The 13,427-nt window shown below is 35.0% G+C and carries 9 protein-coding genes; 5 read left to right on the top strand and 4 right to left on the bottom strand.

Annotated elements, in window-relative coordinates; translation table 11 throughout:
* Positions 1-31 precede the first annotated feature (31 nt).
* A complete protein-coding gene (locus tag NBRC110019_RS08260; protein ID WP_281753946.1) occupies positions 32-1,642 on the top strand; it encodes a hypothetical protein in 1,611 nt (536 codons plus the stop codon).
* A gap of 191 nt (positions 1,643-1,833) precedes the next feature.
* A complete protein-coding gene (locus tag NBRC110019_RS08255; RefSeq protein WP_281753944.1) occupies positions 1,834-2,505 on the top strand; it encodes an HAD family hydrolase in 672 nt (223 codons plus the stop codon).
* 1,014 nt (positions 2,506-3,519) lie between these two features.
* On the opposite strand, the gene NBRC110019_RS08250 is transcribed toward NBRC110019_RS08255, so the two are convergent.
* Positions 3,520-3,996 (bottom strand): hypothetical protein, encoded by a 477-nt coding sequence (locus NBRC110019_RS08250; RefSeq protein ID WP_281753942.1) that lies wholly within the window; start codon positions 3,994-3,996, stop codon positions 3,520-3,522.
* 185 nt (positions 3,997-4,181) lie between these two features.
* Positions 4,182-5,699, bottom strand: coding sequence for a hypothetical protein (locus NBRC110019_RS08245; protein WP_281753940.1), 1,518 nt, complete (start codon positions 5,697-5,699; stop codon positions 4,182-4,184).
* Positions 5,700-6,005: 306 nt separating this feature from the next.
* Between NBRC110019_RS08245 and NBRC110019_RS08240 the strand changes: the two genes are divergently transcribed.
* A complete protein-coding gene (locus NBRC110019_RS08240) occupies positions 6,006-7,688 on the top strand; it encodes a patatin-like phospholipase family protein (protein ID WP_281753938.1) in 1,683 nt (560 codons plus the stop codon).
* A 278-nt stretch (positions 7,689-7,966) separates the two neighbouring features.
* On the opposite strand, the gene NBRC110019_RS08235 is transcribed toward NBRC110019_RS08240, so the two are convergent.
* A complete protein-coding gene (locus NBRC110019_RS08235) occupies positions 7,967-8,260 on the bottom strand; it encodes a hypothetical protein (protein ID WP_281753936.1) in 294 nt (97 codons plus the stop codon).
* A 173-nt stretch (positions 8,261-8,433) separates the two neighbouring features.
* Positions 8,434-10,698, bottom strand: a complete 2,265-nt coding sequence (locus tag NBRC110019_RS08230; RefSeq protein ID WP_281753934.1) for a TonB-dependent receptor — start codon at positions 10,696-10,698, stop codon at positions 8,434-8,436.
* Positions 10,699-10,784: 86 nt separating this feature from the next.
* Here NBRC110019_RS08230 and NBRC110019_RS08225 point away from each other — a divergent pair, with 86 nt between their 5' ends.
* Positions 10,785-11,438 carry a metal-dependent transcriptional regulator gene (locus NBRC110019_RS08225; protein ID WP_281753933.1) on the top strand — a complete coding sequence of 218 codons (654 nt, stop codon included), beginning with the start codon at positions 10,785-10,787 and terminating at the stop codon, positions 11,436-11,438.
* Positions 11,439-11,503: 65 nt separating this feature from the next.
* On the top strand, positions 11,504-13,396 hold the full coding sequence (locus NBRC110019_RS08220) for an Nramp family divalent metal transporter (protein WP_281753931.1): 1,893 nt from the start codon (positions 11,504-11,506) through the stop codon (positions 13,394-13,396).
* The last annotated feature ends 31 nt before the right edge of the window (positions 13,397-13,427 follow it).

The following is a 13,427-nucleotide window of genomic DNA, read 5'->3' as shown; positions in this document are numbered from 1 at the left end:
CAAAACAAATTATCATTAGAATCATACTATTTTGAGAACTATACTCCCCATACTTACTTGCCTTATAATTTGTTATAACGCAATAGCGCAAACCCCTCAAGAGATAATACAAAACTTATTAGATGTAGCACTCATCACTCAAGAACAAAGAGTTGATTACCAAGATGATTTAGATGCATTAAACCATGCTCCTACTACTGCCGATTATTTATCTTTATTATACAGACTAGAATACCATGGTAATCCTGGAGTTGCTTACTATGAGTATTTTGATGATCTTAAAAAAGAAAACCAACATAAGATTCATACTAAATATAGCACTACAAAAAGTATAAGAGATGTGCTTACTACCAAGCTTAAAAAATTAGAAAATATCGGATTAATTTCATCCTACCTAAGTACAAAAACACTAGCCTTTGCAGAAAAATTAGATAAGCGCAGTGGTTTTGCAGAAGCTTATGCCTTTAGTTATCTTATAGCAATCATAGAAAGGCAAGAGGTGTTATATAACCCTGATTACCATTTAAGAGCTTTTGCAGACTCGTTAAAAACAAACGGTTTAATTACTTCACAATATAATGAGTTGGTGGAAAGCATAGAAAACAAAACCCTTATTGGAACCAGAGATTTATTAAAATATTGCGACAATACACTTACCATAGAAAAAGCTTCGGATAATGAAAGTCTAGAAGATTATATGATTTCCATTCATGAGAAGGTAATACGTATGCTATCAGAAAAAATTCAGTTTTATAATTTTTATTCCTATAAAACAAAGGCGGATAGAGCCCCTTCAAATCATAAAAATTGCCATCTTATTACCGCCATAAGTGCTTATGAAAAGGAGTATGAATATCGCAGCTCAACGCTGTTTTGTGGTACAGACGAGACAAAAGATAAACTTAACTATATTTTAGAAGAGAACTGGCAGTATTTATTTAATAAAGTATTTGTAGAAGAGCAACTACCTTACCGTATTTTCCCAATAACTACCTTAAAAGACAATAGAGGAGGTGTTGCTTATATGTTGGTACCCTTAGACGCAGTTTCTTTTTTATCACAAAAAAATAACCTTATACATATTAATACCGAAAGAGATGTCTCTTACAAGTCTAACGGAATTTCAAAAGAAGCACTAGGCGTAAGGTTTAATCAATGTAACGCAATAGGATTGTTTGACCATTTATCGAAATCAGAAATGGAAAAAGCTGCTTCTTTATCTAATCAACAATACATTACAAGTTATTGGAAATGGATACACAACTACCCATATGTTTTAGAAGAAGTAAGCACCACAATACCTGATGGACTAACCCCTTATAAAGAGCTTTTAAAAGTGTTTTCTGAATTAAGTCATGGAGATCTTAAACCCAAAAATATTGTAGATAACTATTACGAAACAGAAGTACCAAATACGATTAGTTTTACAGCTAACGGCACTAAATTCTCTAAAACAATTGCAACTAACGCTCAATTTAAATTAGACTTAGATTTTATTCATTTTATGAATGAGGTTGCTGTTGCTTTAAATCTTCCTAGAAGGTTTTACGGCTATGTAGACAATGAAAAGGAAATTATAACCATGTTGTACCTAACCAATGAGCAATTCGACTTTTTTAACAATACAAACTTTAGTCTATAATAACACTTATCTATTATACTAAGGGTTTTATTTTATAGTCATTTTCTGTGGTATTGTCTTGGTTATACTAATAGCTTTATTAGTTTTTATAGTGGTTAAAAAAAGAAAAGAATAGTACACTAAGTTTTTGTTAAGCCGTATGCTATTGTGACAAGGCTTTGTATCTTGTACATCTATACAGATCATACACTATGAAACTAAAACATATTATTTTTGATTTTGACGGTACGCTGGCCGATTCCGAAGAACTGCATTTTAAAGGTTGGAATGAAACCCTAAAACCTTATAATGTGCAATTAGATGATTTTGAACATTACCTTAAAACCTATGCGGGTATACCAACCCCTGCCAATGCAAAATCGTTTATAGATATGTTTAACTTACCAATGACTGTAGAAGAATTCTCTGAAAAACGAGAAGATACATTTCATAACTTACTTAAAGAGCACAATCCTGTGTTTATGCCATATGCTATAGAAACATTAGACTTCTTTAAAGCTATGGGATATCCGCTGTATTTGGTTACCGGAAGCCCCAGAATGACCATTGATATTATTTTTGAAAAAACCGGATTGGACAAATACTTCGAATTTGAAATCACCCGATCGGATGTAACCCATAGTAAACCTCACCCTGAAAGTTACTTAAAAGCCATAGAAAAGATTAATGACACCCCCGAAAGCATGATTGTTTTTGAAGATACCAAAAGTGGTGTTACTGCTGCTAAAAGTGCTAAATTACGTTGCTTTGCCATTCAGCATGATATAGCAGCTCATGATAATTTAGTAGCTGCAAATAAAATTTTTAGCAACCTAAAAGACATGACCTCCTATCTTAAACAGAGTGAAATAGTTACAAAATAAAACAACCTGTAAAAATAAAAACATTACTATTTGTAACAAAAATTTACCGTTATAGGTAATTTTATTTCAGTTAAATGTATAAAGAGACATTTTCCATCACCATTTGTTATTAATAACGTGTTCCTAAAAAATTTACCTGTTTATATTTTTACACCTCATCGTATTTTCGGTACTTTGCTGCTAACAACCCCTTTAGCACATTTTATGAGAAACCATATTACCTTTGAAAAAGGTATTGTAATTCTATGGATAATTTTAAGTTACACGGCTCTATATATTATATTAAGTTTTAGTATTACACAGTTCTTTGTTCCGTTTGTATTAAAGATATTAAACAATACAATGTCCATTACATCAGCTAATTTACCTACATTATATAAGACACTGCTTTTGCACTTACCACAGCTAATATTGTGTTTAGTAAGTATACATCGCTTTGCCCAAGAACTACTGTACGGATACGCCCCAAAAAAGCATCAAAAAAATATACAATCTCTTATATTTTTTAGCATTACTTTTCTCTTTAATATTTATGTAAGTCTATCAGATTCTGATATATTTAACTTTCTATCGAATTTAAAACCTGTTAAAAGTAATATCTTGATTTACTATATTACCATTATTATTATAGGTAGCTTTTTAGGTTGCATTATACACCGTGTACAATGCTTACCCTGCTTTAAGCGAACCTTCAACTCGTAAACAAAACAGCCCGAAGCATTTAGTAAGCATTGCATTTCTATTTAGAGACAAATCTCGGAGCAATTAATCTCGATTATCGAGTAAAAATCACTCATTAAACTAACGTAAGTGTTATGTAAGGGATTCATAAACAAGATTCACGTTAACATACAATGTAATGCTAACGAACTTTTAACCAAAGCATTCAGTTCTTTATGATAAATACCTCAAGCGTTACCGCCTTTAATAACAAATTTTTGCTGTTTTGCTACTACCACTTGAAGGGTAGCAAGTTCACGTAGGCGTTTTACAATTTGAGATGCCGTTATAATGCTACTTAGCAGTTAAGAAGTGAAAGCTCTCGTAGAAATGTCTGAAACGTAAATCGTATACCCCTGCATTTTGGAATTTATACCACTTTTCTGGTGTTTTAAGAATAATTTCCTCACTGTACACTTCTGGATTGTTTCTTTTAGTAGCAATAATATGCTCTGCTTGCAATCCGTCAATAGTTACTGTTTCTCGTTGCACGATATAATCTTTATAAAAATCGGCATTTGTAAAATAAAAATCAATTCGTTCTTGATCATCGGCATCACTCCAGATAATCACAAATTCTGAATTCGAAAAACCGGCTTCTCTACCACAATAAAAACTTGTATCGCCTCCCTTTGCTTTCCATTTCTTAGGATAATTCACAGTATACCCCACCTTTTTATCTTTAAAGGTTTTATACTCTTCATCCTGTGCTATTGCACTTCCGGTAACAAATACTAGCAATACTGCTAAAAAATTAACATATAATTTCATGTTGGTAGTAAGTTTAGATATCTCGCCTGCGAATATACTTATTTCTAATTATTTATATTAGAGTGCATTTTGTTTTAACATTACAATGAATTAAGGATATTACAATTTTAAACACACTAAAAAAGGGCATTTACACAAAGTAAATACCCTTTTAACCAATCAATAAAAAATCTACTACCTCATTTTTATTTTCTTTTTAGCTTTTTCAAATAAGCTGATATTCCGGTGGTGTCTATATTTCCTTCAATAGACCAAGCAAAATCTAACTTTAGTTGGTTTTTAAATATTGCATCGTTAAGACCTGTATAGGAAGCACCTACATAAGGCGTAATAGACTGCGGATCGAACTGCAAGGTTAACGGATCTATAGAGGCCATGGCATGGCAACTCATGCAGTTGGTACGTACCCCAACATAGGTTGGTATTTGTTCGGTTGGCGTATCTATATCACTAAAGTAACCAGCAAATACACCATAACTAAATCCAGCTTCTAAATACGGATTAAACGAATAGTTAGGAGCTTGATTTTTTGGAGTTTTATACTTACCCTCTAATGGGTTTACCATATAATACGCTACCGACATAGCGTAATGACTAGCTGCTGCGTCTAACATCTCAGGTTGTTGGTTGGCTATGGCTTTAGAACTTGGTAAAGGTGCATTGGTAGCATCTGGTGCCCACCAATAGGTTTGCCATGTCCAGCGCTCAATTTCACGAGTAGTAACATGCATGGCTACTAGTATTACCGTATCTCCCTCGCTGGCTTTTTCTTCGTTATCATCTAGCCCTTCATTATAGGCACTGGCATCTTCTGCAGATAGGGTATAATGTATAAAGTCTGATAGGTTATAAATATACTTCGCCGGAATATTATCAGAGTCAAACCCCTTATCTAAGTAATGTAACTGACTCCCATTTCCTGCTCCTTTACCTTTAGTGCTTACTATAACATACGTTCCCCAATCGGTTTCGTTAAATGCTTTAAATGTTTCGGTAGTACCATGCCAAGTAGCAATAGGAAATAATTCTAAAGAATCGCTAGCTGTTTTTAGTAACTTGTATACAGGCTTTATAAGAATTGAGGTATTAGGAAATGCCGGAATATTTTTAATAACCGAATCACCTTTGCGCTCGTAAATTTCATACAACTTGGTAGCCATAAACAAACTACTATCTTTAGCTCGCTTAGCCGCAGTAGGATCATAAGCTACCGACTCTTTTACCGATGTATTTATTGTAAAAGACTTTAACTGAATGGGCTTAAAATCCACCGACCCTGCATGCCCTAATTGTTTTGGTGTTTTAAGGTTGGTACGGTTATCTCTTTTCACCTCGGTAATATTGGTACTGGCTATAATTTCCTTTGGCGTTTGCCAGGTTTCATACACTCGTAGTGTATCTCCTATAGAGGATACCTGGTTAGACATGGCTGTTAACCCTGCCCAAATACCCCAACCATGTTTATACACATTAGTCTTACCTTGTTCGGTAGTGTCTTGTACCCAGCTAATAATGGTATCGGCGTCCTCCGGAAATGTAAATCCGGGAATTTGAAGTTCCGGAAAAGGAGCTGGTGTAATGGTTGCTAAATTAATGTTTAAGGTAGTTGGTTTACTAGTAGCAGATTGCTCTTCCCCCTTACCACATCCTACAGCTATTGCCATAGCAACACCTACAGTACTTAATACAAAAAACTTTTTCATAACAGTTTTATTTTTGTTTGATTATACTTAATTACCAATTTTGGAGGGAATACTTCAATAAGTACAAAAGGGGGAGATTGCATTATTGCTTTATATCTGATACAATGTTACAAACTATAAAAGTTATTTTTATACCACTTTTTTGGTATTTTACTCAATACTTGAGATTTAATTCTAAAGAACATTACTATAAAATAATGGTAATTTTACAAAATACCCATAAATAAGTATTGAACTATTAATTAATTAATTATACTTTAAACAAAATTTCAAACCCTCCCCTATTCATTTTAAAATCAAACAATTATGTTAAAAAATATAGCACTTTGTTTTAGTGGAGGTGGTTACCGTGCCGCAGGATTTTCTTTAGGTATATTATCATATCTAGACCATTTTAAGATTAAGGATACTGAAACCGATTTAGCGATTTCGTTATTAGATAATGTAAACGGATTAAGTACGGTAAGTGGTGGTACCATAACCGGTGTTATGTACACCTATTTTAGAGCTAATGAGCGCTACTTTGAGGAGTTCTATGCGTTCTTCTATGAATTTATGGATAAGGACTTACTCTTAGATTTAGCTTTAAAAAAATTAGAGGATAAAGACAATACCGTATGGAATAACACTTTTAAGAAAAAGTCGCTCATCAATGCATTTGCTCTTGCTTACCGCGATTTGTTTTTACTAGATCCTGAAGACACCTTTAAAAGCTTATACCCTGCCACGGCGAGCATTAAAGACTTTTGCTTTAACGCTACTGAATTTACGTACGGATTAGCATTCAGGTTTCAGAATGAGGGTGATTTTGGCAACTATCACTATAGAGATAAAACTGGTTTACAAAGCCATAAGGGAGATTTTCATGTGGCAGATATTATTGCTTCTTCCTCTTGTTTTCCGTTGGGCTTTGAGCCCTTAACCATGCCACATGACTATTTTAAAAAAGATTCACTTGCGTACAATCAATTAGTGCAGGATGCCGACTTTAGAGCGGGTGTGGGTATTATGGATGGTGGCATTGTAGATAACCAAGGAATGGGTAGTACCATGTTAGCCGACCAACGTAATAGAGAAAAAGGCACTACTGCTTATTATGATTTAATTCTAAACTGTGATGTAGGTACAGGATATATAGACCCCTGGAAACCAGAACCCACTGCTACCGGTACTTCTGAAACCATAAATCAGCTATGGGGTAAAATAGGCAATTTTGTAGCCAATAATTTTATTGCTTGGTTACTAGTAATTATTGGATTGGGGAGCATTATTGCCGGATCTTGTTACTCTTGCTGCTATGGTAAGTGGGGTATTTTTATAGGTACGGTTTTATTACTCTTAGGCATCTTACTGTTTGTTATAAAAGGAGCTATTGGATACACCCTAAAATTTATAGAGAATAAAATAAAATTAGCAATTCCTGAGTTTTATATTCCAAAATTAAAATCGTTTGATGATATTGGTGTGGGTACCCTAAAACGTATGGTGTTAGAACGACTTACCTCAGGGGCTAACATGGTTAACTATGTGTTCTTAAATCAGGTACGCAGATTAAACTATGACCTATTTTATAAAAGTAAAAACTTAGAAGGTAGAAGAGCCACGGCTATAATTAATGCGTTAACTAAAAAACGGTATACTGAAAATACAACAGTAAATGAAAACGATAATACAACAACCAAAAAAGAAAAAGAATTACTAAATACCATCCCTAAACCTAGCAAAAAAATGTTTGATAGTGCAGAAATTGCGGCTAGTTTTGGGACTACACTGTGGTTTGAGAAAAAAGATAAAGATATACGCACCTTAGACAACCTTATAGCTTGTGGGCAGTTTACCGCTTGTTATACTTTGCTAGTGTATATTTTAAAAACTGAGAAAAAACAAAAACAACCTAATGCACAACTAGAGACTATTAAAGAAGCTCTACTAAAAGACTGGGATGCCTTTAATGAAGATCCGTTTGTTTTGGTAAAAAAACGTAAATAGTTAAACATTCGAGTGTTCAAATTTTAATGTTGCTTACCTAAAATAAATTCTGGGTACGCGCTATTGCTCGTCATTATAAACTAGTTTCAGAATCGCACGAGTAGCTCACATACTAATTGGATTACTCAAATGTGGCCAAGATACTTTTAAAAAATGTATTGCTACTGTTAAGCATACTTATAATACCCTTACATAGGTTCTACCACATATCGGCAATTTTTTTAGCCGCTTGTACATTCTTAATTCAATACAGGAAACTCAGGATTCATATACTGCACTTAAATAATATTTACAAACTTTAAAAATAGCGCAAACACTACAATACCAATGCAAACAAAAATAACCACTGTTTTTAGCATTTTTCTTTTTTGTAGCATCATCTTACTGCGTACTTTCATTTTTTCTACCTCAAGGGCTTTACCGCTTAGTTCTTTAAAATGCAACTGTTGTTTTTTAGAAGAATCCGAGTACATAGTCGGGAAATCATTCCCTTTAAACTTATTCTTATCTCGTTGCTTTCTGTTATTCTTCATGCGATTAATCGCATCTAAAATATGTCCTGCTGAACTCATCGTAACTTAAGTTGTTTACTTTTAAATATAGAAAACTTAAACAAATTTGTATAAAAAAATTTGTTAATTCTGGTTCATGGAATCCCTTATGAGGCTTAAGGTTGACTCCATTATACCCCCAGAACAAATTTCAGAGGAAACTTTACAAATTATGAATTGTTCTTCATTTAGCATTAAAGCACCGTATACCGCAATCCGATAAACCCTCTAATCCCTTGGTTGGGCGCATATACATAACTAGGGTCAAACGTTAAAGCGTATGGATTATCAGTAGTTTGCTGTACACTTCCGTTGGCATCATACTGCACATTTTCATCAAAAGGGTCATTAGCTCTAGCTATTAAAAACGGCACACTTTTATCAGGCGTCCAATTAAGTAGGTTCTTCACCCCTCCATAGATTTCCAGATTCTTAATCTTTTTATAAGTTGCCTGTATGTTTTGTAAACTCCATGTAGGTGAATATGGGTCACGCGGATCAAATTCTCCTGCCAAGGGTAACAACATAGGACCATATATATTTCCGGTATAATCAAATGTCCAGTTTTGCTCTGGAGTAGTATAACTCACAGCCCATGTACCCGAAAAACGTTCGGTTAATGGTTGTCTACTAGTGGCTCCTTCTTCCGTTTTGGTCACATCCATAAACGTTGCCCCAACACTAACAGTTAACTGGTTTGGAAAACTCATTTCTACATCTGCGCTAAGTCCTTTGGTAACAGCATGCCCCTCTAAATTTGAAAATATAATTTGATCAGGATTGGTATCATAATCCGGTAAAATCTGATTACTGAAATACGTATACCATGCAGAAGCCTCTAAGGTAGTTATAATACTACCTTTCATATACAACCGTTTTAAATAATTAAGGTTTACATTCATAGAACGTTCCGGTTTCAAATCCTCTTTCAAAACAACCTCTCTAGCTCCGGTAAGGGCAGCATGCTCCTCTGTAAAAATACTCACCGCTCTAAATCCGGTTCCCATGTTTAATCGGAGTACCGCATCTTCTCCTGTAGTAGCTTTATAAGCCAATCTAGGTGTAAATATATGTCCGTGACGTTTATCATAATCCCATCGGGCACCCAATAGCAAACTATGGTTTTCATTAAATTTATGCTCGTTCTGCACAAACACTCCGGGTATGGTTACCTCATCAGGTACCACAGTTGCCGGTGTATTATCTTCATAATAATTGTACTTTACTGCAGCTCCTACTAGCAATTCATCTTTTCTAAAATCTTTAAACCATGTCCATTGTGCAAAAGCTATTTCTTGTTGGGCGTCAAAAAAAGTATCTCCATACACCGAGTTTTGATCATGAAAAGTATACGAAGCATTCAAAAACATACGTTCTTTTACCGGTAATTGGTACCGCGTTAACAGCTCTACCCTATTGGTATAAATACTCTCACCATACACCTCGTCTCCCCCACGGTATTTAGGTGCCCATTGCATTTCTCCCCCCCAACGGTCTTCATAGAAATATCTACCAGCTATAGAAAACACCCTATTCTCAGGTCGCTCTACACTCAGTTTATTGAATACAGAAATACGATGCTGTAACGTTACATCGGTAAAATTATCATGGTTATTGTCTATCGGGTTGTCGTAATAATAATAATTTACCCCAGAAAGTAGCGCAGCCCTTTTACCTATTGGTACTTTATATCCTATATCTAAATTATTTTCTAACCAGCTAGTTGTATAAGCATCAACCGACAATTTAGGTGCATTAAAAGCCTTTTTAGTAATAATATTTATGAGTCCGCCCACGGCTTCACTACCATATAAACTAGAAGCAGGCCCTTTTACTACTTCTATCCTTTCAATTAATGAATTGGGTATCCCGCTAAGTCCATATACGGTAGACAATCCACTTACTATGGGCATTCCATCTATAAGTACCATGGTATAAGGCCCTTCTAATCCGTTGATATGAATATCACCCGTATTACAAATATTACAATTAAGCTGAGGTCGTACTCCGTTTACACTTTGCAAGGCTTCAAAAATGTTAGGGGTTGGATTCTTTTTTAGAAATGCCTGGGTATACACCGCTACTGGTACCGGACTCTTTAATCGGCTTACAGCTCTTAAATTTCCGGAGACTACCACCTCATCCAACGTAGTTTCTTCTTCTAAAACAATAGCTAGGTTGGTAGTTGTATTTACATCTATAGCTTTGGTAAAAGTTTTAAATCCGGTGTAAGAAACTACCAAGGTTTGCATACCTGACAGCTCATGAGAAAGATTAAAAACACCGTTTTCATTCGTGTTTACACCTATTTTGGTACCCTTAAAAAAAACACTAGCATACGGCAATAAACTCCCCCCTGTATCTGCCACCGTACCACTAAGCACCTTTTGTGCATGTGCCGTGTACGTAACGGTAAACATAACAACTACTACCCATATATTTAAAAGTATTTTTTTCATTATTGAAAATTAAAATTTAGACAAATCTAAAAATAGTTTTTTACAAATAAAAATGTATTTTTGTGTAAGCAAAAAGAATCATGCTAATGACGTTATCTGAAGAGAATTACCTTAAAGCTATTTACAATATATCTACTAAAACAGGAGAAGCCGTTAGCACCAATCTATTGGCTGAAGCAATGGAAACCAAGGCCTCTTCGGCTACCGATATGATTAAAAAACTTGCCGAAAAAGACTTTGTAAACTATAAAAAATACCAAGGTGTAAAGCTTACCAAAGAGGGACACTTAATTGCTGCTTCTATTGTAAGAAAACACCGTTTGTGGGAAGTTTTTCTTGTAGAAAAACTAAACTTTAGCTGGGATGAGGTACACGAAGTAGCTGAACAGTTAGAGCATATAAAATCGGATAAGCTTATTGAAGAGCTGGATGCCCTACTCGATTTCCCGAGAGTAGACCCACATGGTGACCCCATTCCTAATAAATATGGAGAAATTCAGGCCAAAAAGAAAGTACCATTGAGCAGCCTTAAGGTTGGCGAAAAAGGAGTATGTGTGGGGGTAAAAAGTACCGCTAAAGAATTTTTACAATACCTTGATAAAATAGAAATATCACTAGGTATAGAATTGGAAATTATAGAAAAAGAAGCCTTTGACGGGTCTGTAATTGTACTTTATAAAGACCAGCAAAAAAACATATCGGCCATGGCGGCAGCTAACTTATACGTTAGAAAAACATAAGCGAAAACTACTTCGGGAAACGTCTCGAAGCATTTAATCGCAATTATTGAGTAAAATTCATTTTTATGAAAGGAAAATCGTTAGAAGAAGTACACGAGTCTGTAGACACCAGCTCAAAAAAATCGTTATGGAAACGCTTTGTAGCCTTTTTGGGTCCGGCCTATTTAATTAGTGTAGGATATATGGATCCGGGAAACTGGGCTACCGATATTGCCGGAGGTTCTCAGTTTGGATATGCCCTTATTTGGGTACTATTAATGTCTAACATTATGGCATTATTACTGCAAAGTTTAAGTGCCCGATTAGGTATTGTAAAAGGGCGAGATCTAGCACAAGCTTCACGTGAAACCTATTCGCCTTTCGTAAATTTTATTCTGTACATATTAGCCGAAATTGCCATTGCTGCCTGCGATCTTGCCGAGGTATTAGGTATGGCTATTGGATTGGAGTTATTATTTGATATACCACTACTTTGGGGAGTTGGTATTTCGATGTTCGATACCTTTTTACTCCTATTCTTAATGAACAAAGGAATCCGTAAAATGGAGGCATTCATTATTACTCTTATTGCAATTATTGGAGGATGTTTTGTTTTAGAGATGGTTTTAGCCAAACCCGATATGGGAGAAATGGCCACCGGATTTATACCTACCATCCCAAATAAAACAGCTTTGTATATTGCCATTGGTATTATTGGGGCTACGGTAATGCCGCACAACTTGTACTTACACTCGTCATTGGTACAAACCCGTAAATTTAATCGTGATAAAAAGAGTATTAAACAGGCTATTAAATACAATATATTTGACTCTACCATAGCATTAAACCTTGCCTTTTTTGTAAATGCAGCTATCTTAATTTTAGCAGCCGCTACCTTTCACAAAAACGGTTTGTTTGAAATTGCCGAAATACAGGATGCGCACCGTATGTTAGAACCACTGTTGGGGTCTAAATATGCATCAATTTTATTTGCACTGGCCCTAATTGCTGCCGGACAAAGTAGTACCGTAACCGGAACACTAGCCGGACAAATTGTAATGGAGGGATACTTAAATTTACGTATTCAACCTTGGGTACGCCGTATTATTACCCGTTTAATTGCCATAGTTCCGGCGGCGCTTACTGTATTTTACTTAGGAGAAGGCTCCACCGGTGAATTACTAGTACTTAGTCAGGTGATACTTAGTTTACAATTAGGATTTGCTATTATTCCGTTAATTCATTTTGTAAGTGATAAAAAGAAAATGGGCGATTTTGCTATTAGCCTTAAAACTAAAATAGCCTCATGGGCTATAGCCCTTATTATTGTAGGTTTAAATGCACAATTGGTTTTTGATGAAATTTCTAAATGGCTAGCAACCTCTGAACATCCTATTTATATTTGGATATTTGTAATACCTGTTGCAATAGGTGCGGCTGTGCTTTTATTCTACATAACTATTAAGCCACTACTTAAAAGTGCTATAAAGGTAACAACACACGTACCTCATATAGATGAGTTAATATTAAATAAGGAAATTCCGCCACTATCATACAAACGTATTGCAGTAGCCATTGACTTTTCTGAGGCCGATAGCAATAGTATTTATAAAGCTTTACAAATTGGTAAAAAAGAAGCACGCTATAGCTTAATACATGTGGTAGAAACTCCGGGGGCTTTGGTACATGGCGAAAATACCAAAGATTATGAAAGTAGTAGTGACAAAGCGTACCTAGACCATTATAAAGAACAGCTTACCGAACGGGGTTACCAAGTAAGTACACACCTCCGTTTTGGTAGACCAAAACATGAAATACCTGCCATTGTAAACCAATACGATTATGATTTGCTAATTATGGGAGCACACGGACACTCTTGGTTTAAAGATATGGTATTGGGTACTACAATTGATACCGTTAGACATAAAGTTAAAATACCGGTAATGATTATTAAACAAGGTATAACAGCACATAAGTAACGTATATTAAATCCTATATTAGTTTATAAAA

The organism is Neptunitalea chrysea (assembly GCF_027924145.1).
Taxonomy (GTDB): Bacteria; Bacteroidota; Bacteroidia; order Flavobacteriales; family Flavobacteriaceae; genus Neptunitalea; species Neptunitalea chrysea.
This window is presented reverse-complemented; position numbering and strand designations above follow the sequence as displayed.

Coding starts and splice junctions, on each gene's coding strand:
- NBRC110019_RS08255 (WP_281753944.1), top strand. CDS start 1,834: ATGAAACTAAAACATATTATTTTTGATTTTGACGGTACGCTGGCCGAT.
- NBRC110019_RS08220 (WP_281753931.1), top strand. CDS start 11,504: ATGAAAGGAAAATCGTTAGAAGAAGTACACGAGTCTGTAGACACCAGC.
- NBRC110019_RS08245 (WP_281753940.1), bottom strand. CDS start 5,699: ATGAAAAAGTTTTTTGTATTAAGTACTGTAGGTGTTGCTATGGCAATA.
- NBRC110019_RS08250 (WP_281753942.1), bottom strand. CDS start 3,996: ATGAAATTATATGTTAATTTTTTAGCAGTATTGCTAGTATTTGTTACC.
- NBRC110019_RS08225 (WP_281753933.1), top strand. CDS start 10,785: ATGACGTTATCTGAAGAGAATTACCTTAAAGCTATTTACAATATATCT.
- NBRC110019_RS08230 (WP_281753934.1), bottom strand. CDS start 10,698: ATGAAAAAAATACTTTTAAATATATGGGTAGTAGTTGTTATGTTTACC.
- NBRC110019_RS08235 (WP_281753936.1), bottom strand. CDS start 8,260: ATGAGTTCAGCAGGACATATTTTAGATGCGATTAATCGCATGAAGAAT.
- NBRC110019_RS08240 (WP_281753938.1), top strand. CDS start 6,006: ATGTTAAAAAATATAGCACTTTGTTTTAGTGGAGGTGGTTACCGTGCC.